Genomic DNA, 24714 nt, shown 5'->3' with positions numbered 1-24714 from the left:
ATAGAATCGAGGGTGAAAGTAAATTTAAAGGAATAAAATTATGACAGTTCAAAGAATCAGAACAATGGGTGATCCCGTATTAAGAGAAATAGCGCAAGACTTTACAAAAGAAGAAATTCTAAGTGAGGAAACAAAGCAGCTTTTAGAAGATATGAATGATTCTATGATTGCAGTTGGTGGCATCGGAATCGCAGCTCCTCAAATTGGAGTTTCTAAGAAAGTTACAATTATCGATGTACCAGAGGACTCTCGCTACGAAGATGCTAGTCCGAGTGGAAAAATGATTATCTTCAATCCTAAGATAGAATTCTTAACAGATAAAGAAGATGGATACTGGGAAGGCTGTCTTTCTGTTCCTGGCCTTAGAGGTTATGTAGAAAGACCAAATCATATTCGCGTGAGCTATTTAAATGAGAAAGCACAAGAAGTTGTTTTTGAAGCTAGGGACTTCTTAGCAACTGTTTTTCAACACGAGATCGATCACCTCTACGGAAAGCTTTACGTCGACAATGTTAAAGATATAAAGAAACTCGTTTACGAAGAAAATTTATAGCCATAATAAAAGGCCCTCATAAGAGGGCCTTCTTTTTTTGTAGAAGGTATTTTATTTATTCTGAAACAATCGCACGCATTACATCTAGAGTTTCAGGAGAAAGAGAAGATTCGTAGCGCGCCCAAATTTCTTTAGTCTCTGCTACAGAAGTGTCACGATCCATTTGTGCAACAACTTCTTCAAGAATTAAATTCGCTTCTTCAACTTCCGAGTTGTAGATTGCAATTTGATCAGCATTCACACCCTTGATAGATCCATAAACAGGACCAAACTCTGCTAGACCTTCATCATCTAAAAGAATTAATCCAGCAAGACCAATTTTAGCGGCCTTTACCCAATCCTTCTGATCACCAGAGAAGATTGCTTTTACTGAGTAACCAACACCTACTTTCATTGCAAGAAGTCCAGTGTAAGCGATGTAGCAGTTACCAGTTAACATACCAACTGCTGCAGATGCATTAAACGAAAGACCTGTTGCAAGAATTAGACTTAGAATTACCTTTTTCATTTTTTTCCTCCATGTTTTTTTTGGTTGTAAATAACGATAACGTCCATCCGAATTTTTCTAAACTTAAATAAAGGTAATATGTCGAGAGACATTTTATAAAAAATGACCAGTGTTTTTTACAAGCGATAGAGTCTGACTTTACCACCACATCGTGTTTTCAAGGCATTACGAATAAGAAGTAAAGTTTTTGCATTTAAAAACCGACAAGACAAGAAGGATAATTACTAATTAGAGAGACATATTATGAGTGAAGGTAAGAAACAAAGTTTTATCGCTTTAGCGTGCGTACTTAGTGTTAATACATTTGTCGCATATCAATTCTTTTCAACATCAAAATTTGATAACGTCTATTCGAAAGAAAAGATCCAAGAACGAAGGGCACCGGCCTCCCAAAAGGTTCCAGGAGAATACAAAGAGTATCAACAACTCTTTCCCTTTGAAGACTTTGTTATCTACGAGGACTTTAACGGAAACGTTGATTACAAGATGTCTGTCGACTTCTGGTCTGACAAAGGCGCAAAGTATTTCACAAAGAATGGAAAAGAAGCAATTGAAAAGGGTCTTACGGCCGGCTTCAAAAGGCTTATTGAAAAGGGCAATCAAGATGGAACAACTCTTAAGTCAGAAGTTCTTCCTGAGCTAACAAAGGAATTCCTTAATACCTTTGTCTATACAATTAAGGTTCACAAACTCATCGATTCAAACTTTGAATTCGATATTATGTTTACGCCTTATAACAAAGATACTGTTTCATACAAAGACGAATTAAAAACAAACCAGCTCATAAACCTTGAATCTCAAGGAACACTTTATGAAGCTTACCAAACATATAATAAGAATTTTTCTCATCGTGTGCTAGACACACAAATTCCAATTTCTAATGATGTCTATCAATATCTTGGTGGAGCGATCACTTTGACTTCGGAACTAATTGATACGGACTGGAAGATCTCTCAGCCTATTCCAAAGCCTAAGAAGAATGGTGTTAAAGGATATGTACGACTTCGTAAGTACTACCGAGTTAACTACCCTACTGACTTAAAGATCGAATCTTTTAAATCGAAGTACTTAAATATTACGGAGCAAGAATTTGAAGCAAAGAAAGAGATGCCTCATGTTCTTACTGTTGATACTATTTATGAATACAATCTTTCTAGCCTAATTCCAAAGAAGACAAAAACTATCTTTCACTTTGGTGAAATCGTATCTCTTGATAAGAAGCATGACAGCTTTTTCAAGAGAATCTTTAGCTTCTTTAGCAAGAAGAACGATATTAAGACTTCAAAATTTAAAATCAAGGGCGACTACTCAAACGGTACTATTCGTACAAATTTCAATGGTGAAATTAAAACACTTGTCTACAGTCACAAAGACAAGAAGTTTACTAAGAAGAGTCGTGTGACAACAAACCCTAGGGATTATGACTTAAGAATGCATGTGAAAGATGCAATCAAGAAGACTCTCCTACAAGAAAATACTGAGTACCTTGTAGAAAAACTTAACTTAAAAAAATTTATTAAATAATAGGATCGACTATGAAATCGACGAAGAAATTATTAACGACAGCTCTACTATCGACACTTGCAGTACAATCATTTGCCGCAAGCTTCAACATTAAGGATCGACTTGACTCTCAAAAGTTATTTCTAGAGTCTTATCAGTCAGTCTATGGCCAGCGTGACTATGCTCATGCTCCATCTTTCTTTGATACGATCAAAGAGCTAGACAAGTCAAAAGAGAAAGCCGCTGTTAAATTTCTAAAAGAAATCGACAGTGTACTTCCAAGTAAGATTGCCATGCCGGTTACTTACTGGACAAAGGTCTCGCCAAATGAAAAAGAGCTTGGAAAAGTTATCTACTATTTCCTGGCCTACAAGCTATTTATCCTTAGAGACTTTATTGATAACCCACTTACCAAAGATAAGGATAAGAAGGCGGCCCAAAAGCTTCTTTCTAAAATTACTAGAAAGGGAATCAATTCAAATTCTATTTCAACATACTTTCCTACTCTGAAACTTCAAGCAATGAAGATCGCTAGCAGTAAAGATGTTATTGAAAGCATTAAAGAAAATGAAATTGCAACGATCGACTTCACTGAGACATTTAGTGATATTAATAACTACTCACTCTCTGCCCTTGGTTTTGTTCCATCAAATAAAACAGAGATTGTTTCAGAAAATGAAAGATCTCTTGAGCGTATCGATTGGCTAAACCAAAGGGTTATCTTTGCTGGTGGGACGCTAGACTTTGATTCAGATTATATCAAAATGCCAACAGCTGATGATCCTACTGGAAATATCATTTTTCAACAGGATCCAATCTACATCAAGATTCGCGATATGATTGCAAGTTCTAAGGACTCAATCTTTATCGATATTTTCCTCTTCGGAGGAACACTAGGAGCAACTCTTTCAGAGTACCTGCTAGATCAGACGAAAGAAAAACTTAAGGCCAATCCAAATTTTAAGGTTGTCCTTCTCCACGACTATGCCACTAACTACAATATGTTAGATGAAATGATGCCGATCTTTGAGTATATCAAAGAACGTCGTGAAAAAGATCCAGTATTAAAAAAGAGTGTCTCTCTACTACAGGCAAATATTCAGCGCCACCCTCCAGGGATCCCTTTTGGTATTACAAAGCTAATTCCAAAAACTGCTGAAGCGATTAAGTATTTTGAGTCAGGTAGTACTTATTTTGAATCAAAAATTGACCACTCGAAAGTTATTGTCGTTGACGGTAATACGGAGAATGCTCAGGCATATTTTGGTTCAAAGAACTGGACCGATCACAGTGGTGGTTACTACTACGATGATGCAATCTATGTGACGGGAGCAGCTGCCGGACTTGTCCAGGCCTCTTACTACCGCGACCTCGAGGCGGCTCTTACAGAAGATCCAAAAGAGCTCATTGGGTTCTATTATAAAGAGCAAGGCTTTGATAACCGCGCCTATCTCTCTAAAAAAGATCAAATCCTAGAAGATATGAGAGTTAAGAAAGAGAAATATGAAGTAAAGGGTGATTCAGTTATTCGCCTTGCTGAAGCCGATGTTGATGGAACAATTAAAAATGTTCGAAATATCTTAGTTGATATGATCTCAAAGGCCGAAAAGAATATCTTCATGGAACAGCTATTCTTATATGATTCATATGTTATCGATGCTCTTGTAAAAGCAAAGAGGCAAAACCCTCTTCTTGATATCAAGCTTGTTATCGACCATAACGGAAACTTTGGAATGAATGGACTTCCAAATACTTTATTCGTTAAAAAACTTGTTGATGCAGGAATTCAAGTACGTGCTCGTAAGACTTATGGTATCACGGCGAATTTCCCAGACGGTTCAACTAAAGAATATCACCAAGAGAACCACAGAAAGATCACGTCAATTGATGGGATAACAGTTCTAGGTGGTTCTTCTAATATTAACCCAGATACTCTTCAGGGTTCATTTAGAGAGTTCGGTGCTCAGATCTTTGATAAGAAAGAAGTAGCAAGCTTTGAAAGACGCTTCAGTCGCGACTGGCATGATTCAGATAAGATGGAAATCTTTGATATTGAAAACTTTGAGGCAAATATTCAAGGAGTAGCCTTAGGTAAACGTTCTTCGGCCATTATCAATGCCCTTGGTAGTATGATCTACAAATCAAAAGACGATATCGAAAAACGTCACAAATAAAGACTTCTATATTTAAACAGGTAGCTGTTATCCGCAACAGCTACCTGAATTTCCTTTATCTTCAAAATATTTTTTAACTCTTTTAGGAAGCTCGACAAAAAGTAACGAGCGAAGAAGTAGCAATGTAAATGCAACTGCTAGTGAAATTTCCCACCAGCTTGATGACTCATGATTGTGATGAGAAATATTAAAGTTAAGTGGCCAAGAAAAAGCACTGTATAGGTAATCCGTTAAGAATGAAAAACCTAAGGCAACAAGTGCGATTGAAAGAAGGTTAATCACAACTCCTCTCTTTCCAATATACTGACCGATAACGAGAATATTTGAAATATTCGTTGCAGGACCTACTAGAAGAAATAGTAGCGCCATACCAGGGCTCATTCCCTTCATCACAAGTGAAGCTGCAATTGGTGTTGTTGCCGATGCACAAATATAGAGAGGAATTCCAACAAGAAGGATTGCTCCCCTTCCGGCCCAACCAGAAAGGCCATCAAAGAAATTTGCAGGAAGAGCAAAGTCAATAAATGCTCCGGCCACAATTCCAAAGGCCAACCAAATGGCCATATCATCAACAAGTTCAATAAAACCAAAGTGAAATGAAGCTTTCGCTTTCTTTGCAAAGCTCTGCTTTACAATAACACTTTCATCTTTCTTCTTAGAACTTCCGCAACAACTTGGCTTAGCTTCTGCTTGTACCTGATCAACATCTTTATCAGTCTTAAAAACTAATTGAAGTGCTCCTGCAACAAATGCTGATACAAAGGCAGCGATCGGACGAATAATTGTCATAGGTATATCCATCATTCCATAAGTCATGGCAATTGAATCAACTCCAGACTCAGGCGTTGCAATTAGAAATGCAGAAGTAGCGGAATTTGAAGCCCCCTGCTTCTTAAGAGTAGCGGCCGTAGGAATAACAGCACAGCTACATAGAGGTAAAGGGATTCCAAGGATAGATGCTTTAATGGCACCCATTAGGCCCTTACCACCCATGGCCTTTTTAATTCTCTCAACTGAGATAAATGCCTTAATAATACCGGCAACGAGAAGCCCGAACATTAAAAACGGAGCAGAGACTAAAATATAATTCCAAAGTGACGTTAAAAAACTCATAAATTTTACCTTTTTTTCGTAGTCTTATCTTAACAGAAATATTCTAAGACGTCCTTTATTACTGGCTTTTTCGCTCTTCATTAGACAAATTTTATAGAAGGGCGAAAAAAATTGAACTTTTTTTTAATTTTTCTATTGACGAATGAAACCGAAGTCCCTATATTAAGTCTTACGAAATGAGGGGGCGTAGTTAAGTTGGTTATAACGTCTGCCTGTCACGCAGAAGGCCGAGGGTTCGAGTCCCTTCGCTCCCGCCATTTTTTTTCATTTCGTAACATTCAAGTTTTAATCTCTTCGGAGACTAAGATATTAAAAGCCGAGTTAACCCACTCGGCTTTTTTTTTGTTTGCGGCTATCTGCAGGAGCAGATGACGCAATTCAACCCAGAAGCGACCACGGTCAGCTTCGGCTCCTGCCTCTCGCTGACATACCGGTCATCCTGACCATAATGGGAGCTTTCGGGTAACCAGCTCTGCAATCTCAATCACATTTTTTGAATGACTATTTTCTTTCATGAAAAGCAGTATGCTAATTGAAGCCGTGCAACCCTGATGAGCGACCACGATGGGAGCGAAAGAGGGTAACCAACTAAGCAATCCCACTAACATTTTCAATATCACTAATTTTCAAATTAGAAATGCCAAAACACCAACTTTTTACTCCTACTATTCATGGCGCCAATTAGATACCTTTGATAGAATATAATCATGAAGATACCGAATATCGTAGGCTTAATAGATCGAAGAATCCTTATTAATTTCAAAATTGACTTAGAGATCATGAAAAAAGTACTTCCCGCGCCTTTCAAGCCTATTTCTGTTAATGGCTACGGTATAGGTGGAATTTGCTTAATCAGACTAAAGAATATTCGCCCCAATTTTTTCCCCCAATATTTTGGAGTTTCATCAGAAAATGCTGCTCATAGGTTTGCAGTTTATTGGTACGATGAAAAAGGAATAAAGCATGAAGGTGTATATATACCTCGTAGAGACACTTCTTTATTTTTAAACTCTTTAGTTGGCGGTAGAGTTTTTCCAGGGATTCATCATTACTCAAAGTTTCGTACTAAAGAAGAAAGTGGAAACTATGAAGTCTCATTTAATTGTCCCAATGACGGTACATACTTATCGATCAATGCAAACGAAACTCAAACTTTTCCTTCGTCATCAATTTTTAAAAATTTAGAACATGTATCTACGTTTTTTAGAAAAGGTGCTATCGGCTATTCCCCAAATAAAAAATTAAGAAAATTTGAAGGATTGGAATTGATTACTAATAAATGGGAAGTTTCGAATCTAAAAGTTAATGAAGTAACAACTAGTTTCTTAAATGATGGGTTATTGTTTCCAAATGGTTCAGTCTCATTTGACAATGCCTTACTTATGAAAAATATCACACACACTTGGAAGTCACATAGTGATTTGCAATATAGGCTCTAGCAATTTAAACCTTGGCCCTATATTGGAAAGGTCACTCAAGAAATATACAGCCACCTAAAAGAAAAGCCATTCTTTAATAAAAGTGACAATGAAGTTGAGAATCGTGGCCACGGAATAATAAGAGTTTCTTCAAAAACAGATGGTGAAGAAATTGATTTTATGACTTCTAAAAACGGCCCAGACAAATCAATCAATGCAGTGAGAACTCCATCGGTACGTCGATACTTTTCGCACAAGCAACTACTTAGCGAACGACTTCCGCCAATATTGACCATATTTTCGCATTTATCACTCTAAATCGTTGAAAGAAGCTAAATATCTTGTGAAGAATACAGTTTTGAGATGTAAGAAAAGAGAAATCACCTCTCAAAAGAATATAAGTCGTTAAAAATACCAAAAGTATCGACGTACCACAACTAGATCACCTGTAGTTTTTACAAAATACTGAGATTATATTTATATAAGTTGCGACTCATATTTAGATTCCTTATAAGAGCATATGTATCAATTATTAGCTCTTGTATCTATTTTCATATCGCTTAAGGCTTTTCCTTATAACTTTGCTAATCAGTTTAAAGATCACCGTATGGTCACATGTCATAGTAAAGATTCTCGAGGTCAGATTCAGGTGTTTGACGTTGTTGAAAATATTTATACTGCTCAACAATACCTTCACTCCAAAGAATATAAAGTTACAACTACTACAGGTCACAGCAATGGCAACCTAAACAATGATCCATTGTATTTTCTCTCTGATGATTTTTGGGGAGTACCAGGAAAAATTGTACAATCACAAAATTGCTTATTCTCAAACCCTGCTCTCGTAGATACTCATGTTAACACTATAAAAACAATAAGAATCGTAAAAGAGCACTTAGGGTTTAATAGCTTTGATAATAAAGGGTCGGAAGTAATTTCAGTGCTTTTAAAAAAAGGCTCATTTAATGATAATGCAAGATGGTGGGATAAAGATAAAAATATAATTACATTCGGGCAGAGTTCAGATATTTCAGATCACACACACTTGTCTGCAAGTATTGGAATCGTTGCCCATGAATTTGCTCATGGGCTGTTAGCAAATACAATAGAACTTGCTTCCGATGGTGACCAGGGATCACTCAATGAAGCATTTGCAGATATTATCGGGGTTTTTGTTTGCTTTAAAAATAATCCAAGTGCAGATTGCTATCAGCTAGGACATGAAGCATATATTGGTCAAGGTAATTGCTTACGTGATATTTCAAACCCAGAACAAAATGGTCAAGCAAGTAACTTTGACGAATACAAGCCTAATGGCCCTAATGTTTATTATAATGCAGGCATAGTAACGAATGCTTTTTATCTCTTGTCTGAGGGAACAGCTGAATTTGAGGGTGTAGGATATGAAGTTGCAACTGAAGTTTTTTTCAATGCTTACATGAAATATCTTAATAAGAATTCAACTATCAGGGATATAAAGTTGGCAACAGTTAAATATTTAAATGAAGCCCAAGACTTAAATCATAAGCAAACACTTAAAACCCTGCTTTCTGTATGGAAGCATATTGGGCCATAAAAGAAGCAATCCCACTAACCTATTTTAATCTACTTCGCTTTACTTGCAGCACGTCTGCGTCTTGCACTTCTTTGCTGATTATTCGACTTACTCGTCTTGTTGCCTTTAGACTTCGCACCACTTCTTGAAGAGGCCTGCTTCTTCTTTTCTGGACGTCGATTATTTTGAGGTTGTGTAGGAGCTCCTGCGACACCATGAAATGGGTGATCCTTATCTTGAGGAATTTGATACTTAATCGTTTTCTCAATATCCTTTAAAAGGTTCTTTTCTGTGTCATCACAAAATGAAATAGCAACTCCATCTCGGCCAGCTCTTGCTGTTCGACCGATTCTGTGAACATAACTTTTAGGATCATCTGGAAGATTGTAATTAATAACGTGAGTGATGTGAGAAACATCGATTCCTCTAGCAGCAATATCAGTTGCAACAAGAACTCTAATGTCACCTTTTCTAAATCCACCAAGGGCCTTCTCACGTGCACTTTGCGATTTGTTCCCATGAATGGCCGCGGCCGTAATTCCCACTTGTTCAAGATGCTTTACGACACGATTTGCTCCATGCTTTGTTTTTGTAAAAACAAGCACGTGCTCAATTGTTTGATCTTCTAAAATACTTTTTAAAAGTTTTGGCTTATTTGTTTTATGAACGAAATTAATTTTTTGATCAATTCTTTCGACAGTTGTTGACTCTGGAGTAACCTCTACTTTCTTTGGCTTAACAAGAAGCTTCTTTGAAAGATTCACAATATCTTGAGGCATTGTTGCTGAAAATAATAGAGTCTGTCTCTTCTTTGGAAGCTTAGCAATGATCTTATTTACATCGCGAATAAAGCCCATATCAAGCATACGATCGGCTTCATCAAGAACAAAGGTTTCAAGTTGAGTAAATTTGATATGATCATCACCCATGAGGTCTAGAAAGCGACCTGGAGTTGCAATAATGACATCCATTCCCTTCTTTAACTGTTGAATCTGAGGCCTTGGTTTAACTCCACCAAAGATAACCGTACTTTTTATGCCTAGGCCCTTTCCGTATTCTTCAATATTTTCATTAATCTGCGATGCTAATTCTCTCGTTGGCGTAAGAATGAGAGTTCTCATATGTCTTGGCTTTGTTTTAATTTTATTAGAGCCAAGATTATTTAGTATTGGTAGCGAGAACGCAGCAGTCTTTCCAGTTCCAGTTTGAGCAATCCCAAGGATATCTCCACCATTTAGTAAGTGAGGGATTGAGCCCGCCTGAATAGGAGTAGGTTTTGTATAGCCCTTCTTTTTAAGACTAGAGAGAATTTCAGGTAATAGCTTAAGAGAATCAAATGAATTGACTGATGACATATTAAATATCCTTGCTTTAAAGCATTAGTGCCGTTGCTTAATCCAAATACTAGCAAAGGCAAATATTTAAAATGTATCCAGATCAATACCCTTCATCTCTTTATTTACGGTACAAGTCAATCTTTATCATTCAAAGTATAAACTATATTTACTGATACCCTTTCTTAGAAAGGATTTTATTTAACGAGTTCGCGAACTTCTGCTTATCCTTGGGGCCAAATGCATCGGGGCCACCTGTTACCATTCCACCGTCTCTTAGCTCTTGCATGAAATCTCTCATTGAAAGGCGCTCTCCAATGTTCTCTTCATCATAGAGCTCTCCGCGTGGGTTAATAGCAAGCGTCCCTTTTTTTACAACCTCTGCTGCCAAGGGAATATCAGCAGTAATAACAAGGTCTTGAAGTTCAACATGTTCAGCGATGTACATATCAGCGACATCGGCTCCACTTTCAACTTTTACAAAAGAAATTAATTCATGAAGTGGAATATTCATATAAGAATTAGCAACAAGAACGAGTGGAATTTGTAGACGGATGGAGGTTTTAAAAAGAATCTCTTTTATAACTTTAGGGCAAGCGTCCGCATCCACCCATATTTTAAATTCTTGTTTTTTCATTAACTAAGTTCCTATAATTCCCATTTAAAGTTCATGAACATTAAAAAGAAATATATCCTTCTTTACTTCTAGCGAACTCAACACCACTACCACTTTCTTCCAAATAAAAAGAGTATTCGGAGCCTTTGCTCGTAGCAAGGTCGTTTAAAATAACTTCAAATGAATTCGTGCCATTATATGTTTTTGGAAGTAATCGATACTGATCCCCTGCTTCATCAGTTACGACTAATGTGCATGAAGCTGGATTAAGTGCTCCATTATCAAGATCGTGAGAACACCAACCGTTAAGATCTCTTAAGTCAGGGTTGGTAGAAATATCATCCCCTACACTAGTTTTAGCAATCATCGTTGTTAAATCAAAAGAAGTATTTTGACATACTTGAGTACAACTCTCGCCTGCTGATACTCGAATATCTTTTTGTTCCTTACAAATACAATAATCTTCAATAACAACAGAGTTATCTGGTCTTATTGTCGATAATTGAGCAAAAGACTGTATTGAAATTAAAGATAATAATACCATTTGTTTCATGAAGAACTCCATTTAAAGATTATAAGTTACAATTTTAACAAATTTAGTATCATATACTAGACATAAATTAATGCCGTTTAATAGATAAGCTAACGAGAGAGAACGATGAAGATAATTGTTTTTAGTACCCATAATTTTGAAAAAGAATATTTATTAAAGCAAGCGAATGGACACAAAGTCACATTCATCAAAGAGCAACTTAATCAAGAAACTGCACCACTTGCTAAAGGTCATGATGTAGTTTGTGTTTTTACAAATGATAAAGTGAATAAAGAGGTACTAGACCAGCTAAGTGATTTTGGTATTAAATTAGTCACTCTACGATGTGCAGGCTTTAATAATGTCGATCTTGACTATGCTAAGTCTAAGTCCATCCCAGTAACAAGAGTGCCAGAATACTCTCCTCAGGCCATTGCAGAGCATACGATGGCAATGATTCTAACTTTAAATAGAAAAACTCATAAGGCGTATAATCGCGTTAGAGAGAATAATTTTAATCTCGATGGACTTGTCGGTTTTGACCTTTATAAGAAAACGATTGGAGTTATTGGTACGGGTAAGATTGGGAATGCCTTTTGTAAGATTGCCCTTGGTTTTGGATGTCGAGTTCTAGCGTTTGACCTAACAAAAGACTCTGAGCTAGAGAAGCTGGGTGTTGAGTATGTTGGCTTTGACGAAATTTTAAAAGAGTCGAAGATCATCTCACTTCATATTCCTCTCAATAAAAGCTCATACCATCTCATTAATGATGCCAATATTGCTAAAATGCAAGACGGTGTCGTTCTTATTAATACAAGTCGTGGAGGGCTCGTCGATACGAAGGCCCTTATTAAAAACCTAAAAGAGAAGAAGATATTAGCTGCAGGTCTTGATGTATATGAAGAAGAGGAAAATCTATTCTTTGATGATCACTCTCAAGACGTACTTCAAGATGATGACCTAGCAAGGTTAATGACTTTTCCAAATGTTCTAATTACTTCTCATCAGGCTTTCTTAACTCATGAGGCATTAAGTAATATTGCACAGACAACATTTGAAAGTATTAATTCTATTGAGAGTCAGAGTTTTAAATATCTTGTTTAATATTATTTTCTGATATCGGCCAAGAAACGGTCCCATCTAAATGAGATGGGATCAACTGCATGCTTCATTACATAGTCATAAGACATATAACCATATCCTTCATCGCCCCACTCACTTGACCAACTATTTTTAAATTGAAAAATTCTCTTTTCTTTGTCGTATCCAGTAAAGTGAATCGCATGGCCATAGCAGGCGACTTCACCCGATTCACACTTTGCAAAAGTTTCATCAGGAAGTGTCACATGGGCATTTTTCCAAAGTGGAGAATAAACGAGAACTGTTGCAACAAGGCCATTACCACTTCTAATTTCGTCTTCGTATAAATCAGTTTTGGATTTCCAAGAGCTCCACAGATTTGTGACCATTTTAACTTCTAACCCATCCACCTTCACTCTCTTAAGCGAGCTAGTATCGACTGGAGCATGAGAGAAGCAATAAGACGGCGCACTTTCATCAAATGGATCATATTGTGAGCAAGGGCCTTTATTTTCAAAATAACTCATTTGGTAAGGAAGCTGGGTCTCCTCGACAAAGAAGTATTGATTGCGAAAGTTACGTGCAATTTCGTAAGTGTACCCATGCTCAGCATTTGGATATTCTCCAAAGTGCTCTTTTCCATAGTAGATTTGAAATTGCTCTGAAATATCGAACTCCATATCAAATCTCTTCTTAATAGCACCCTCAAGCATGGCAGTTACCGCAAAGTATGCACATGTATTTCTGTCTTTTTGGTTCTTAACTGGAGTTTGATATTGTCTAATCGACACCATTTCAGCGTTAACACCAAGAGATAATAATAGGCTTAAGATTATGATTTTCATGAATTTCCCTTCTTTATTCTCGCTGAATTTAATAGAAAGGAAGAGCTTCTTCAAATGACTTCTAAGGAATCAGTTACTTTTACAATATTGTTGAACTGTAAGGGTTTGAAAATATGTACAAATGAGAAAGCCTCCGCTTAAGGAGGCTTCGAAATTATTTAATAATGATAGTACCTAAGTAGTTAAACATAATATGCTCCTTCAATTATTCACCTAATGAGATTTAGATGATGAAAAAATCATACCCTATATTGAGATAGCGCAGAACAACAGATTTCAAAGTACCAAAATATGGAACTAATTAAAGTTATTAGTTAATTTAAAAATTAGAAAGCATTTGATCTAAGTGCACAACTTGTAAAACACCACTTTGTGAATGCGCTAACTTCGCCTCTTTAAAGATTAGAGTCGTGGGAATGCCACGAATACCATACTTAACCGAGATCATTGGATTCTTTTCAGTATCGATTTTATAAAACTCTGCAGACTGCCAATTCTTTTGAGCAAACTCCGTAAAAGTTGGTCCATACATTTTACACGGGCCACACCAATCTGCGTAAGCGTCAACAAAGACAGGAAGCTCAGAGTGTTGAATAATTTTTTCTAGCTTATCAAAGGTAATACTTTGAACCTTTGCTCTAGTGTCCAAGTCTTTAGAACATTTTCCACATACAGCTCCACTGGCAGAAAGCTTTGTCGTATCAATTCGATTAATTGCACCACATGAATCACAGATAATAATTTTCTTCATTTAATTCTCCTCACCTAATTATATCAAAAAGCCTATTGAAAATATTTGATGGAGATCAATTATTTACAACTCACTATTGCAGGCGATTTATGTATCAATTCATCATTTGTCATGGCCTGGGCCATAAAGAGTGCAAAATCAATACGACGTGTACGATTCTTTGCAAGATCAGGATCACCTACATGCTCTCTCCAAATAGGAAGTCCTTCACTCTCCCCTTCCTCAAGATCACTGGCCCTAACGACTGTCCACTTCTTATCGCTTGCAAAGATTTTTTCACAGGCCCTTTCTTGGTCGCTAATATCAACAAGCCTAAATAATTTTGCGATGAAAGCTATAACAGGAACGAGAAATTTAATTTGCCAATTATACTTATCTTTTCCATCTCTTGAGATATGCCATCCGCAAGAGAAAATAAGTCTGGCACCTTCTTTTGCAAAATCGAGAACGGCCTGAGCAGTACCAGATGAATAATCGTTAACACCCCAAGGGACAAGAACTGTTAAGATCCCATCACAACCTTCAACGGCCTTTTTAATGATCTCTCTATCATCTGTCTGACCAGGGAAAATTGTAATCTTATCGCTAAAGGTATCTAGCTTTGATACACTTTGACTTCGGCATACAGCATTGACTTCATAACCTCGCTCTAAACAATGCTTAAGCATATACTGGCCAAGCTTTCCAGATGCTCCAATAATACAAACTTTCATTAAAACCCCATTTAATTAATGATAAATAATATATAAACAAGCAACAATAGAAAGTAAGCACTCTGTTAGACTTAAGTCCTTTATGCGACCAGCTACAATATATAAAATAGTATGTACAAACAATCCCCACATTATCCCTGTTGTAATTGAGAAACTTAGTGGAATAAGAACAATACATAAGAATGCAGGAATCATTTCTTCAAATTTTTCAAAATTTATTGATGAGATATTCTTAAACATGAGAATCCCAACAAAGATAAGAACAGGGGCCGTTGCATAGCTTGGAATGGACTGTGCAAATGGAGCAAGAAAGAGAAACGGAAGGAAGCAGATTGCTGTAATAACTGATGTTAATCCTGTGCGGCCACCGACACTTACACCAGCGGAACTTTCGACAAAGGTTGTCGTCGTAGAAGTTCCAAAGAATGCAGAAAAGAGAGTCGCAAGTGCATCAACAGTTAGGGCCTGTTTCATATTCTTAATTTCACCCTTTTCATTTTTAAGACTGGCCGTCTCTGCGACGCCAATAAAAGTCGACAAAGAATCAAAAAGATCAGTCATCATAAGAGTGAGAATACTTGGGATATAAGCAATTTTTAAAGCCCCCAAGATATCTGCTTGCATAAAGTAGCTAAAGTCAGGAGTTGCAAAGAAGTTTTCAGGAAGAGTCGACTTTCCAAAGAGAGCTCCTAGTGTCCAAGTAAAAAATATCCCTATCAGAAGACTTCCAGGAATATTCTTCTTAAATAAGGCAATAATAAGAACAAAACCAAGGATGACCGCTGTCCCCTCAATTGAAAGTGGTGCTGTTTGAACAAGTGTTACTGGATGGTCAATGATAATGCCGGTATTCTTAAGACCAATGAATGCAAGGAAAATACCGATCCCAACGGCCATGGCCATTCTTAAATTCTTAGGAATCGATTTAACTAACTTCTCTCTAAATGGCGTCACTGACAAGATAACAAAGACAACACCTGACCAAAAGACAAGGCCCAAGGCTTGCTCCCAAGGGATTTTTTGGTCGAGAATTAAAGTATAAGTAAAGAAAGCATTAAGCCCCATTCCAGGAGCAAGGGCAAAAGGTAGCTTTGCGATGAAGCCCATAAGAAGAGTTGCAACAAAGCTGGCCAAAATAGTCCCTGTCATAACAGCAGAAAAGGACATTCCTGTACCATCTGATGATAAGATGAGTGGATTGACAAAAATAATATAACTCATCGTTAAGAAGGTTGTGATTCCTGCTATGACTTCTGTGCGAATACTATTTTCTTTCATACATGTATTCTATCATTTAAGTTCAGGACAAAAAAACTTAAATATATTTACACATACGATAATTAATAAAATTCACTCCTCTTAATGTCACAACCTGTTTCTCTATCATCTCAAAACCCATTTTCAAAAAGAAAGGTTTTGCAGTGATACTGGCCTCAAGAAAGAGCTTTTGAATAGCATGAGATTTAGCACATTTTTCAATTTCAAGATAAAGCTTCTCACCTACTCCTTGGCCTATATGCTCTGATGAGATATAGAAGCGGTCGATATGGCCATCTAGCTCAAGATCACTAAAGCCTGCAATCTCTTGATCGACTTCGATAATGAAGACTTCTCTGTTAGAGAAAGACTGGCACCACTCATCGAGGTCACGCTCTTTAGGGGCCCAAGCATTTACTTGAGTAGAATTATAGTCATTTATATTAACAGTATGGATAGTCCTGTTAAATAGCTTAAGTAATTCGAGACTATCATCTTCTCTATATTTTCTGACACTAATACTCAAGGGGCTTCCTATTTTCAATCAAAATACCACAAATAATAATGAAGGCACCGAGTAGAAATGATGTCCATTGAATCTTTGCTCCCCAGAAGATGACGTTAACGAGAATGGCCGCAGGAATAACAGCATTATTCATAACAGCTAGCTCTCCATAAGAGACCAACTTAGCGCCAGTATTCCAAAGGTAGTAACACACACCAGAGGCAACTAGGCCAAGCCACAGTAAAACACCCCATTGCAAAGTTGAAATTTGAGAAAGATCAACTGTTGTCCTTGAAACTAAGACGATTGAAATAGGAATGAGCGCACCTAAGAAGAAGAGTGCAAATTTTTGCATCTGATTTTGCTCAGAGATTACCTTGCGGTAAAGAACTTGTCCTAGACCAAAAGAGATATTTGCTCCCTGTACAAGCAAGAAGCCAATAATATAATCATTTGAGATCTCACTCCACTTTATAATGGCAGCACCAAAAACAACTAAGATAACACTGAAAAGTTGTCTTAAGATAAATCGTCTCTCGATAATATTTCCAATAATTGAAATAATGAGAGGTGTTGAAATGGTAAAGAGTGCTACTTCTGATACAGATAGATACTTAAAGGAATTGTAGTAAAAGAGATACATGACCCCAATTTGCAATATTCCAATGAGCATCGTCTTAAGAGATTCGACTCTAAAAAGAGTTCTGATATTTAAAAATGGGACAAAGACTAAGAATGCGAAAAAGAGTCTTAGAAATATGGCCAGATAGGTATCCATCTTACCAGCAATATATTGACCTATTAGACTAAATGAAAATGCCCATAAAACAGTAACAAGTATTAATCTTTTCATTAGGCCATACTAGCTTCTAACGGATCCCTTGAAAAGTTCCATTGAAGAAATAATCGAGTTGCCATTTTTGTGAACTGATTGCCTGTTTACTAGTAGGTTGATCCCATTTGGGATAAAGACGAAATCCACGCTTTCCTTCTTTATATTCACTAGAGAGAATACCTTTTTTCACTAGAGTATCTTTTGGAAATAAGAAGTAACCCTGTTCACTTTCTGTATCGCAAATAATCAAAACATAATCGAGAGGGTCATTTAAGTGGTATGGTATTGTTTTACCACTTTCGTCTCTCTTCCACAATGTGACAAATTGGCCAATTTTCTTAGGTGTTACTTTGGAAGATCGTTGAATATAGTACTTTCCTTCATATATATATGAACAACCATTATATTCCTGCGCTTCCTCATGAATAATATATGAATCAAGTTTTTCACTTATCTTTTTTATGTCAATCTCTCCGATAAAAACTCTTCCAATACTTCTAATTTCTTTGAACTAGAGGGCCTACGAGAAGTTAGAAAGAATAAGCTATGTGATGGTAGCTCCCAACTCTTAAATAATTCGACGAGTTCACCACTTTGGATCTGTTCATCAACTAAGTAGCGAGGTACATTTAAGATTCCAACACCAAGTTCACAGGCCTTTATAAGTGACATCAAATTATTCGACTTATATGATCCTTGTACTTGAATATGACTTATCTTTTGTCCTTTCTTAAAACTCCAAATAAAAGGACTATCTCCCCTTAGATATAACAAACAGTTATGCTTACTAAGAGATTCAAGATTCGTCGGCCTTTTAAAATGATCAATATACCTTGGAGAAGCACAAATAACACGATCAATTTGGGTGACTCTTTTCATATAAAGAGACGAATCCTTTAATTGAAATGCGGTCCTAATACTTAAGTCAATATTATGCTCAACAGGATCAAGAACTCGATCCGTTAAAATGAGATCAATCTCGACATAAGGATAATGTAGTTGAAATTCAGCAAATATTGGGGCCAAGAAGCTCTGTCCAATTGTCGTAGGAGCAGTAATACGTATGACTCCCTTTACCGAATCAACAACTCCATGGAGCTGTTCTTCTAAGTTATTCAATTCCTCTAAGAGGTTCTTAGACCTCTCTAGTGTTAGATGCCCCTCTTCAGTGAGAACAAAAGATCGAGTTGTTCTTTTAAATAGAATGACACCTAAATAACTTTCAAGCTTTTGAATCTCTTTTGTAATATTTGAAGCCGAAGTTCCTAATACCTTTGCCGCTTTGGCAAATGTCCCCTCACGTGCAACAACAGTTGCAACTTGTAGGGCATATAAACGGTCAAATGTGGTTTTCTCAATTATTTCCATATTGGAAATAAATTATTTCAAATTAACCTTATTGTTTCAACTACAAAGATGATTTAAATTTGACATGTAGCAGATCAAGGGGACTATTATGAAAAAGATAAAAGTAGTAATCATAGGAGCAGGCTTTGCTGGCATAGCCTTGGCCAAAGGACTTGCCAATAAGGATTCATTTGAAGTCGTTATCCTAGATAAGAAGAATCATCATCTATTCCACCCCTTACTCTATCAGGTTGCCTCGGCCTCTCTTTCGCCAGGTGATATCTCAATGCCAATACGTGAAATTTTATCTCATGCCAAAAATATCAAAGTACATATGCAAGAAGTGGTTTCCATCGATAAAGACATTAACATTGTAAAATGTAAGAGTGGTGATGAATATCAATATGACTATCTTGCAGTAGCGACAGGATCAAGGCCCTTTTACTTTGGTAATGAGGATTGGGAAAAGAGTGCCCCTGGCCTAAAGACTCTAACTGATGCTCTTAATATTCGAGACCGTGTCCTTGATTCATTTGAAAAAGAAGAGATAAAGCTTAATGAAGAAGAAAAGAAGCTAAATATTGTTATTATTGGTGGTGGCCCTACTGGTGTTGAGCTGGCAGGAGCATTTGCAGAAGTGGCCTATAAAACCCTTGTAAACGAATACCGCGACTTCGATCCCAAGTTAACTAGGGTCTATCTTATTGAAGGGGGCCAGCAGATACTTTCTAGCTATACTCATCCGACTTCAGAAAAGGCAAAGAGATACCTAGAAGATTTGGGAGTAAAGGTTTTAACAGATGAAATTGTTGAAGAAATTGGTGACGATTATGTGCAAACAAAGAATCAGAGAATAGAGTCGAAGAATATCATATGGGCAGCTGGAAATCGTGCAACAAAGTTAATCTCTAAGCTTGGTGTCGAACAAGACAGAATGGGCCGAGCAATAATAGAAGAAGACTTAAGCCTAAAAGATTATCCTGAAATTTTCATCTTAGGTGATGCTGCAAACTTTAAATCGCAAGACGGAGCCCCTCTCCCCTCTCTTGCTCCAGTTGCGGCCCAGCAGGGCAAGCATCTTGCTAAGCAGTTAATCAAGAATAAACGTTTTGCTTTTAAGTACCTAGACAAGGGTTCCATGGCCACAGTGGGAAAGTACAAGGCGGTCTTAGAATGGAAAGGAATTAAGCTAGCAGGACCTCTTGCCTGGCTGTCCTGGAGTCTTGTTCACATATTCTTTTTAATTAATTTTAGAAATAAGCTCATGGTCTTTATGCAATGGGCATGGTCTCTTATTTCTAACAAAAGAAGAATACGAATTATAAAGTAGCGACAAAGCGGCCCTTAAAGCTTGCTCTTATGCTGTCTCCTACCATGATCTTCGAGTGAACATTTAAGCGGCCGACCTTTCGACGCTTAAGAGATCGAATGAAACTAGTAACTGAAGCCTCGTCAATTTCTGCCACAGCTTCAAAGTCTGAATCAACTGGCATAAGGTAATCGATTTCACTATTTTGAATAACGAGGGAATTAAAATCAATATCGTGAATTTTCATCGTATGGTGAGTTAGGAGATAACAAGAAAGAATTGCGAGAGTGTTAATACTTCCACCAAACGCTGTTCCTTCATAATTAATATTCTTATTTAAAGGAGCTTTTAGTACGATTTTCTGATCTTCTACAGTCTTAATCTCAAGGTTCATTTCTGAGACGACTGGAATCGACTCTAGTAGATCACGCTTGTATTGTTCGGAAATCTCTTTCATTTCAATTACCTCCACCTCTTAAATTATAGTATAAGCATATGAAATTACGTTTGTCTAATCTCAGAACAGGCCCTCTTTTTTTCACATTTTCACATTCTGTTTATGTAATTAGTTAAGATATTCAAAATAATTAAGAGGACGACATATGAAGAAATTGATAATGCCACTAACTATCCTACTATCTTTTTCAGCTCTTGCTAATGCGCAAGACGTAAGGGATATGCGATTTAACATCAAACCAAATATGATGCTGGCACAAGAAGACTCTTATTCACGAATGGCCAGAGAGTATGTTGAACTTTCTGATAAGTACAAAGATATAGTAATTGGAGATAGTGAGCAATCAGCTAGAGCTGCCTCAATCTTCTTTGAAAAGTATATAAAGAATAATGAAGAGAGACCTCAAGAATTTAAAGTCTTAGGATTAAGTCGTGAGTCGGCCCTTTTCTTATCGAACCCTAAGTCAGATTATTTCACTGAAAATGATGATCCTTGTAGTGCTCTTCACAATCAAGGTGATATTTCAAATAAATGGTGTCATGCAGGTTTTTCTAAGGTTGCCTACGCTGTGGCCAAAGAAAATGGTCTAGGAGAATTTCTTTCACAAGGTGCAGGTCTACTTGTTTTTGTGATCAAAGAGTTTGGTGATAAGAATTATGACTTCTCAGATATTAACACTGCTCCAATCGGCGGAAAGATTGGACAAAATACTGAAGTTTACACAACTTTTATGTTAGACGGTGCAACTTACTTTGAATTCTTAACAAGGTTTTAAGAGGCGAAATTTACAAAATAACCGATTTAAAACGGCGATTCTTTATCTTACCATTTCTAAGACTGTTAAGAACGTGTTTAACGAGCTCAGACTTTACAGCAACGTAAGTTCTTCTCTTTGTCACAGAGATATCGCCAATTTCATTTGAGTCTATTTTAGCTTCACCAACAATTGCGCCAACAATATCTCCAGGGCGTAGCTTGTCTCTCTTTCCTCCACGAATATAGATCGTCGCCATCTCAGGTTTAATATTATATTCATTCTCACCAGAAAGAGTTTCTAGGTCTTTTAATTGATAATCTGTTTTTTGATATTCACAAATTTTCTCAAAGCTTTCTAGTTCTTGTTCAACAAGAAAACTAACAGCTCTTCCTTCGCTTCCCGCTCGTCCAGTTCTTCCAATTCTATGAACATAAACTTCTGGGTCATTAGAGAGGTCAAAATTCACAACAAGGTCGAGATCTTTAATATCAATACCTCTTGCCGCAACATCAGTAGCGACAATTCCATTTAAGCTCTTATTTGAGAACATCGTTAGTGCAGCAGTTCTCTCGTTTTGATCAAGGTCACCGTGAATTGACTCAACAATTATTCCGTTCTTACATAAATCATCGGCCACAGTATCAGAGATTCTCTTTGTTTTACAAAAGACAATAAAACGCTTCGCCTGATAGGCGGCCAAAACTTTAATAAGAGCAGACATCTTATCTTTATGAGATTCTAGTTGAAAAAACTCTTCTTTGATATTTGATCCTTCATGAGTAACGTCAACACTTACCCTTACGGCATCATTTTGTAGCCTCTTACTAAGCTCTTCAATGTCCTCAGGAAAAGTGGCTGAGAATAAGAGCGTTTGACGATCTCTAGGAACATAGGTCGAGATTCGTGAGATATCGTCAATAAAGCCCATATCTAACATTCGATCAGCTTCATCGAGTACATATTGCTTTACAAAATCAAGAATGAGAATTTTTCTCTTAAGTAGCTTTATAACTCGCCCAGGAGTTCCAACTATAATATGAGCACCGTGTCCCAGTGATTTCTCTTGATGATATTCAGAGCTTCCACCCGTAATCGTTAAAACCTTTAAGTTTGGAATAGCTCGAGCAAGCTTTCTTAACTCCATGGCCACTTGTTCAGCAAGTTCTCTTGTCGGACATAAGATTAAGCATTGAGGTCTAATTTGTTTTAAATCGATAGAGTTAAGAACTCCCAGTCCAAATGCAACGGTCTTCCCGCTACCTGTTTTGGCCTGAGCGATTATATCTTTTCCCTCAAGAATAATAGGTAGAGCTTCCTCTTGAATAGGAGTCATCTCTTCAAATTTTAAATCTTTTAGGTTTCTCTTTAAACGGATATCAATTTTTAAACTAGCGAAATTATTACTCATAATAATCTTTTCTCTTTTTATTGACGCCTCGTCAACCAAAACAATAAGAGTTAATCACCACAGCTTAGTTTAAATGAATTTTCTTACAATCTTGAATAAATCCTCACACTCCTGCTCACTAAAGTGTGCATTGAATACTCCAGAGATAATTTCATACATCTCGGATGCAGATTTAATTTCAATATCTCTTCTCTGCTCACCACATATTTCCGAGTACAGAAGATTACTAATAAATCTTGTCCCATTTTCAATTTGCTGAGAGAGAACTAGTGATGTCGTAAACTTTGAATCATCATGCGTATTGGTATAGTAGTTGGCCACTTTAAAGTCAGCATCATTATAATTAGCAAGGTTGAATTGATAGAGAGAAAAGAAACCATCTTTCTTTGCAATCTCTAGTTGATAATCAACCTCATTTATTTTTGTAACTCGATAAACTCTCTTATTAAAGCTCTCAACCTCTTCTCCACTTAATGGAATAGCTGCTCCAGGAGTATAAGGGCCAAAGCCCACATCAACTAGATATTGATTATTATCAATCATAATAACAGTGGCCTGATGAGATCTTGGTTTATTATCAGGAGTATCTCCATAGACAACTCGACCAAGAACTCTCCTAACCTCGTTTTCCCCTTCTTTCAATTGTGTATAGAAGTATTGATTATTTTCAAAGCAATAACCTCCACGTTTTCTCACAATTAACTTATCGTAAAGACTTTCTGTATCTAGTTTTAGAATGGCCCTATTACTAATTAGTATATCAATATTGTTGAAAGTATTTTTAACTAAGAAGTTTTTGATTTCATTATTTAATTGTTTCATTAATAGCACTCCAATTGATTAAGTATACACCTGTAAATAAAAAGGCTACACCTAGAATCTTATAACGATTTATTTCAATCACAGGTAAGTCGAAAAAACCGAAATGAGAAACAATCATTCCAGCTATTATCTGTCCTGTGATTATACCACTTAAAACCTTTGAAACCCCTAAAATTGGCATTAACCAATAAACGAGAGTTAGGCCCGCAATACTTAGGATACTACCTGTCACCCAAAGATAGAGAGGGATCTCTTTTATAACTTGTAAGTTTGGTATCTTAAGACGTGTGCTTACAAAAATTAACATCATGAAAACGGCACTAAAAAAGTAAAGTACAAACGAGGAAAAGAAAGGGTTTTGAGTATACTTAGAAAGTTGGCCATTTAGACTACTTTGTAAAAGTATAAGGCCCCCCGATAAAATAGATAGTAGAACTAAAACAAGATTTGTCATGCCCTTACTATATAGAAATTTCTAGGCCACTTCCTTTACATATGTTGAAAATAATCAATTAATTGATTTTCTTATTCGGCTCAATTGAGTTGGCGTAATTCCAAGCTTCGATGCTAAGTGATAAAGAGGAACGCGTTTTGCTAGGCCAGGGTTTTCTTCAATGAATGAGAGGTAGCGCTCTTTGGCCTCACCATCCAGTAGAGAGATTTCCACAGGCTCTTTTTCTTTTACCCAATGCCTCTCAAGGTATTTGATATGGTACCACTTTAAGTCTTCGTACTTATCAAGTAACTGGCGATATTTGGCATGATCAATTTCCACTAGAACTGAATCCTCTAGTGTTTCGATACAAATCTCAGAAGGACTCTTATCAAGCGAGGCCACTACTGCAGATGGAAACCTTCCTTCATCAAAGAAGTTCTTGTTAACTTCCTTGGCGGCCTCATCCTGTCCCATTGAGTAGGCCCTAACAAGGCCTTTATAGACAAAGTAGAACTTTGTTGGGGTGTCACCAAAGTCGACTAAAACTGTCCCCTTTTTAAATGACTTCACTCTAAAGGCTTCTTGCAGCTCTTCCCAGCAATTACTTGATAGCTCGTGGTACGAATTCATGACTTCATTTAAAAATTTGATGGCTTCCATTGCTAATATTTTAATGATGAAACTAAGCTCAGACAATAGTCTTACTAGAGCTTAATAATTTTTGCTTAGAGTTTTTTTATAATAAAAATCAGCAATTTTTAGCAAAAGCCCTCTAACACACCGTTTCTAAGAGGTTTTGACAGGTTAAATACAATGCATTTACAAATAAAATGCCAATATTTTCTATAAAGTTATTTAGAAAACATTCGATAACCCAGTTAACAAT

26 protein-coding genes and 1 tRNA gene are annotated in these 24714 nt (G+C 36.8%); 9 read left to right on the top strand and 18 right to left on the bottom strand.

The window, feature by feature from the left end:
• The first annotated feature begins 40 nt into the window (after positions 1–40).
• On the top strand, positions 41–553 hold the full coding sequence (gene def / locus ABMA79_RS07290) for a peptide deformylase (protein ID WP_392858829.1): 513 nt from the start codon (positions 41–43) through the stop codon (positions 551–553).
• Between the two features lie 55 nt (positions 554–608).
• On the opposite strand, the gene ABMA79_RS07285 is transcribed toward def, so the two are convergent.
• Entirely contained in the window at positions 609–1061 is a 453-nt protein-coding gene (locus ABMA79_RS07285; protein WP_392858827.1) for a hypothetical protein, read from the bottom strand.
• Between the two features lie 243 nt (positions 1062–1304).
• Here ABMA79_RS07285 and ABMA79_RS07280 point away from each other — a divergent pair, with 243 nt between their 5' ends.
• Both ABMA79_RS07280 and ABMA79_RS07275 read left to right on the top strand, forming a co-directional pair.
• Positions 1305–2585 carry a hypothetical protein gene (locus ABMA79_RS07280; RefSeq protein WP_393091382.1) on the top strand — a complete coding sequence of 427 codons (1281 nt, stop codon included), beginning with the start codon at positions 1305–1307 and terminating at the stop codon, positions 2583–2585.
• A gap of 11 nt (positions 2586–2596) precedes the next feature.
• The gene (locus tag ABMA79_RS07275; protein ID WP_393091379.1) at positions 2597–4738 is read left to right on the top strand and encodes a phosphatidylserine/phosphatidylglycerophosphate/cardiolipin synthase family protein; all 2142 of its coding nucleotides are present in this window, start codon (positions 2597–2599) and stop codon (positions 4736–4738) included.
• Between the two features lie 27 nt (positions 4739–4765).
• Here ABMA79_RS07275 and ABMA79_RS07270 read toward each other — a convergent pair whose 3' ends face one another.
• The gene (locus tag ABMA79_RS07270) at positions 4766–5851 is read right to left on the bottom strand and encodes an SO_0444 family Cu/Zn efflux transporter (RefSeq protein ID WP_393091376.1); all 1086 of its coding nucleotides are present in this window, start codon (positions 5849–5851) and stop codon (positions 4766–4768) included.
• Positions 5852–6031: 180 nt separating this feature from the next.
• On the opposite strand from ABMA79_RS07270, the gene ABMA79_RS07265 reads away from it, so the two are divergent.
• From ABMA79_RS07265 to ABMA79_RS07255, 3 genes are all read left to right on the top strand, one after another.
• Positions 6032–6108 (top strand) — tRNA-Asp (locus ABMA79_RS07265).
• A gap of 450 nt (positions 6109–6558) precedes the next feature.
• A complete protein-coding gene (locus ABMA79_RS07260) occupies positions 6559–7290 on the top strand; it encodes a hypothetical protein (protein WP_393091373.1) in 732 nt (243 codons plus the stop codon).
• Between the two features lie 499 nt (positions 7291–7789).
• Positions 7790–8845 (top strand): M4 family metallopeptidase, encoded by a 1056-nt coding sequence (locus tag ABMA79_RS07255; protein ID WP_393091371.1) that lies wholly within the window; start codon positions 7790–7792, stop codon positions 8843–8845.
• A 29-nt stretch (positions 8846–8874) separates the two neighbouring features.
• Here the strand turns inward: ABMA79_RS07255 and ABMA79_RS07250 are convergent, their stop codons facing one another.
• From ABMA79_RS07250 to ABMA79_RS07240, 3 genes are all read right to left on the bottom strand, one after another.
• Positions 8875–10179 carry a DEAD/DEAH box helicase gene (locus ABMA79_RS07250; protein ID WP_393057370.1) on the bottom strand — a complete coding sequence of 435 codons (1305 nt, stop codon included), beginning with the start codon at positions 10177–10179 and terminating at the stop codon, positions 8875–8877.
• A 148-nt stretch (positions 10180–10327) separates the two neighbouring features.
• A complete protein-coding gene (locus ABMA79_RS07245; RefSeq protein ID WP_393091368.1) occupies positions 10328–10795 on the bottom strand; it encodes a YaiI/YqxD family protein in 468 nt (155 codons plus the stop codon).
• Between the two features lie 40 nt (positions 10796–10835).
• On the bottom strand, positions 10836–11327 hold the full coding sequence (locus ABMA79_RS07240) for a hypothetical protein (protein ID WP_393091366.1): 492 nt from the start codon (positions 11325–11327) through the stop codon (positions 10836–10838).
• A gap of 105 nt (positions 11328–11432) precedes the next feature.
• Between ABMA79_RS07240 and ABMA79_RS07235 the strand changes: the two genes are divergently transcribed.
• The gene (locus ABMA79_RS07235; RefSeq protein ID WP_393091364.1) at positions 11433–12410 is read left to right on the top strand and encodes a 2-hydroxyacid dehydrogenase; all 978 of its coding nucleotides are present in this window, start codon (positions 11433–11435) and stop codon (positions 12408–12410) included.
• 2 nt (positions 12411–12412) lie between these two features.
• Here the strand turns inward: ABMA79_RS07235 and ABMA79_RS07230 are convergent, their stop codons facing one another.
• The 8 genes from ABMA79_RS07230 to ABMA79_RS07195 all read right to left on the bottom strand — a co-directional run bounded on the left by ABMA79_RS07230 (position 12413) and on the right by ABMA79_RS07195 (position 18660).
• The gene (locus tag ABMA79_RS07230; protein WP_393057365.1) at positions 12413–13231 is read right to left on the bottom strand and encodes a C1 family peptidase; all 819 of its coding nucleotides are present in this window, start codon (positions 13229–13231) and stop codon (positions 12413–12415) included.
• 319 nt (positions 13232–13550) lie between these two features.
• The gene (locus ABMA79_RS07225) at positions 13551–13982 is read right to left on the bottom strand and encodes a thioredoxin family protein (RefSeq protein ID WP_392858803.1); all 432 of its coding nucleotides are present in this window, start codon (positions 13980–13982) and stop codon (positions 13551–13553) included.
• A 59-nt stretch (positions 13983–14041) separates the two neighbouring features.
• Positions 14042–14695 carry an NAD(P)-dependent oxidoreductase gene (locus ABMA79_RS07220; RefSeq protein ID WP_393057363.1) on the bottom strand — a complete coding sequence of 218 codons (654 nt, stop codon included), beginning with the start codon at positions 14693–14695 and terminating at the stop codon, positions 14042–14044.
• Positions 14696–14710: 15 nt separating this feature from the next.
• On the bottom strand, positions 14711–15973 hold the full coding sequence (locus tag ABMA79_RS07215) for an NCS2 family permease (protein WP_393091361.1): 1263 nt from the start codon (positions 15971–15973) through the stop codon (positions 14711–14713).
• A gap of 37 nt (positions 15974–16010) precedes the next feature.
• A complete protein-coding gene (locus tag ABMA79_RS07210) occupies positions 16011–16478 on the bottom strand; it encodes a GNAT family N-acetyltransferase (protein WP_392858798.1) in 468 nt (155 codons plus the stop codon).
• Complete coding sequence (locus ABMA79_RS07205; RefSeq protein WP_393091359.1) at positions 16468–17310, bottom strand: EamA family transporter; 843 nt, start codon at positions 17308–17310, stop codon at positions 16468–16470. Before ABMA79_RS07205 ends, ABMA79_RS07210 begins: the two co-directional genes overlap by 11 nt.
• Positions 17311–17326: 16 nt before the next feature.
• Positions 17327–17719 carry a MepB family protein gene (locus ABMA79_RS07200; RefSeq protein ID WP_393092451.1) on the bottom strand — a complete coding sequence of 131 codons (393 nt, stop codon included), beginning with the start codon at positions 17717–17719 and terminating at the stop codon, positions 17327–17329.
• Positions 17720–17751: 32 nt separating this feature from the next.
• Positions 17752–18660 (bottom strand): LysR family transcriptional regulator, encoded by a 909-nt coding sequence (locus ABMA79_RS07195; protein WP_393057356.1) that lies wholly within the window; start codon positions 18658–18660, stop codon positions 17752–17754.
• Positions 18661–18748: 88 nt separating this feature from the next.
• Between ABMA79_RS07195 and ABMA79_RS07190 the strand changes: the two genes are divergently transcribed.
• Positions 18749–19969, top strand: a complete 1221-nt coding sequence (locus tag ABMA79_RS07190) for an NAD(P)/FAD-dependent oxidoreductase (protein WP_393057354.1) — start codon at positions 18749–18751, stop codon at positions 19967–19969.
• On the opposite strand, the gene ABMA79_RS07185 is transcribed toward ABMA79_RS07190, so the two are convergent.
• Positions 19959–20405: a YiiD C-terminal domain-containing protein gene (locus tag ABMA79_RS07185; protein ID WP_392858785.1), complete on the bottom strand. Its 447-nt coding sequence runs from the start codon at positions 20403–20405 to the stop codon at positions 19959–19961. The two genes, ABMA79_RS07190 and ABMA79_RS07185, sit on opposite strands and share 11 nt — an antisense overlap.
• A gap of 145 nt (positions 20406–20550) precedes the next feature.
• Here ABMA79_RS07185 and ABMA79_RS07180 point away from each other — a divergent pair, with 145 nt between their 5' ends.
• Positions 20551–21180 (top strand): hypothetical protein, encoded by a 630-nt coding sequence (locus ABMA79_RS07180; RefSeq protein WP_392858783.1) that lies wholly within the window; start codon positions 20551–20553, stop codon positions 21178–21180.
• A gap of 10 nt (positions 21181–21190) precedes the next feature.
• On the opposite strand, the gene dbpA is transcribed toward ABMA79_RS07180, so the two are convergent.
• The 4 genes from dbpA to ABMA79_RS07160 form a co-directional block, all read right to left on the bottom strand.
• Positions 21191–22570 carry an ATP-dependent RNA helicase DbpA gene (gene dbpA / locus ABMA79_RS07175; RefSeq protein ID WP_392858781.1) on the bottom strand — a complete coding sequence of 460 codons (1380 nt, stop codon included), beginning with the start codon at positions 22568–22570 and terminating at the stop codon, positions 21191–21193.
• Between the two features lie 69 nt (positions 22571–22639).
• Positions 22640–23392, bottom strand: coding sequence for an arylamine N-acetyltransferase (locus ABMA79_RS07170; protein ID WP_393091356.1), 753 nt, complete (start codon positions 23390–23392; stop codon positions 22640–22642).
• A complete protein-coding gene (locus ABMA79_RS07165; RefSeq protein ID WP_392858777.1) occupies positions 23376–23846 on the bottom strand; it encodes a DMT family transporter in 471 nt (156 codons plus the stop codon). Before ABMA79_RS07165 ends, ABMA79_RS07170 begins: the two co-directional genes overlap by 17 nt.
• Positions 23847–23900: 54 nt before the next feature.
• Entirely contained in the window at positions 23901–24488 is a 588-nt protein-coding gene (locus tag ABMA79_RS07160) for a Crp/Fnr family transcriptional regulator (RefSeq protein ID WP_392858774.1), read from the bottom strand.
• Between the last annotated feature and the right edge of the window lie 226 nt (positions 24489–24714).

The sequence above is a fragment of the Halobacteriovorax sp. HFRX-2_2 genome, from assembly GCF_043196705.1.
Lineage (GTDB): Bacteria > Bdellovibrionota > Bacteriovoracia > Bacteriovoracales > Bacteriovoracaceae > Halobacteriovorax_A.
This window is presented reverse-complemented; position numbering and strand designations above follow the sequence as displayed.

Excerpts from the sequence above, each read along its gene's own strand:
- def (WP_392858829.1), top strand. The coding sequence starts at position 41 with ATGACAGTTCAAAGAATCAGAACAATGGGTGATCCCGTATTAAGAGAA.
- ABMA79_RS07285 (WP_392858827.1), bottom strand. The coding sequence starts at position 1,061 with ATGAAAAAGGTAATTCTAAGTCTAATTCTTGCAACAGGTCTTTCGTTT.
- ABMA79_RS07280 (WP_393091382.1), top strand. The coding sequence starts at position 1,305 with ATGAGTGAAGGTAAGAAACAAAGTTTTATCGCTTTAGCGTGCGTACTT.
- ABMA79_RS07275 (WP_393091379.1), top strand. The coding sequence starts at position 2,597 with ATGAAATCGACGAAGAAATTATTAACGACAGCTCTACTATCGACACTT.
- ABMA79_RS07270 (WP_393091376.1), bottom strand. The coding sequence starts at position 5,851 with ATGAGTTTTTTAACGTCACTTTGGAATTATATTTTAGTCTCTGCTCCG.
- ABMA79_RS07260 (WP_393091373.1), top strand. The coding sequence starts at position 6,559 with ATGAAGATACCGAATATCGTAGGCTTAATAGATCGAAGAATCCTTATT.
- ABMA79_RS07255 (WP_393091371.1), top strand. The coding sequence starts at position 7,790 with ATGTATCAATTATTAGCTCTTGTATCTATTTTCATATCGCTTAAGGCT.
- ABMA79_RS07250 (WP_393057370.1), bottom strand. The coding sequence starts at position 10,179 with ATGTCATCAGTCAATTCATTTGATTCTCTTAAGCTATTACCTGAAATT.
- ABMA79_RS07245 (WP_393091368.1), bottom strand. The coding sequence starts at position 10,795 with ATGAAAAAACAAGAATTTAAAATATGGGTGGATGCGGACGCTTGCCCT.
- ABMA79_RS07240 (WP_393091366.1), bottom strand. The coding sequence starts at position 11,327 with ATGAAACAAATGGTATTATTATCTTTAATTTCAATACAGTCTTTTGCT.
- ABMA79_RS07235 (WP_393091364.1), top strand. The coding sequence starts at position 11,433 with ATGAAGATAATTGTTTTTAGTACCCATAATTTTGAAAAAGAATATTTA.
- ABMA79_RS07230 (WP_393057365.1), bottom strand. The coding sequence starts at position 13,231 with ATGAAAATCATAATCTTAAGCCTATTATTATCTCTTGGTGTTAACGCT.
- ABMA79_RS07225 (WP_392858803.1), bottom strand. The coding sequence starts at position 13,982 with ATGAAGAAAATTATTATCTGTGATTCATGTGGTGCAATTAATCGAATT.
- ABMA79_RS07220 (WP_393057363.1), bottom strand. The coding sequence starts at position 14,695 with ATGAAAGTTTGTATTATTGGAGCATCTGGAAAGCTTGGCCAGTATATG.
- ABMA79_RS07215 (WP_393091361.1), bottom strand. The coding sequence starts at position 15,973 with ATGAAAGAAAATAGTATTCGCACAGAAGTCATAGCAGGAATCACAACC.
- ABMA79_RS07205 (WP_393091359.1), bottom strand. The coding sequence starts at position 17,310 with ATGAAAAGATTAATACTTGTTACTGTTTTATGGGCATTTTCATTTAGT.
- ABMA79_RS07195 (WP_393057356.1), bottom strand. The coding sequence starts at position 18,660 with ATGGAAATAATTGAGAAAACCACATTTGACCGTTTATATGCCCTACAA.
- ABMA79_RS07190 (WP_393057354.1), top strand. The coding sequence starts at position 18,749 with ATGAAAAAGATAAAAGTAGTAATCATAGGAGCAGGCTTTGCTGGCATA.
- ABMA79_RS07185 (WP_392858785.1), bottom strand. The coding sequence starts at position 20,405 with ATGAAAGAGATTTCCGAACAATACAAGCGTGATCTACTAGAGTCGATT.
- ABMA79_RS07180 (WP_392858783.1), top strand. The coding sequence starts at position 20,551 with ATGAAGAAATTGATAATGCCACTAACTATCCTACTATCTTTTTCAGCT.
- dbpA (WP_392858781.1), bottom strand. The coding sequence starts at position 22,570 with ATGAGTAATAATTTCGCTAGTTTAAAAATTGATATCCGTTTAAAGAGA.
- ABMA79_RS07170 (WP_393091356.1), bottom strand. The coding sequence starts at position 23,392 with ATGAAACAATTAAATAATGAAATCAAAAACTTCTTAGTTAAAAATACT.
- ABMA79_RS07165 (WP_392858777.1), bottom strand. The coding sequence starts at position 23,846 with ATGACAAATCTTGTTTTAGTTCTACTATCTATTTTATCGGGGGGCCTT.
- ABMA79_RS07160 (WP_392858774.1), bottom strand. The coding sequence starts at position 24,488 with ATGGAAGCCATCAAATTTTTAAATGAAGTCATGAATTCGTACCACGAG.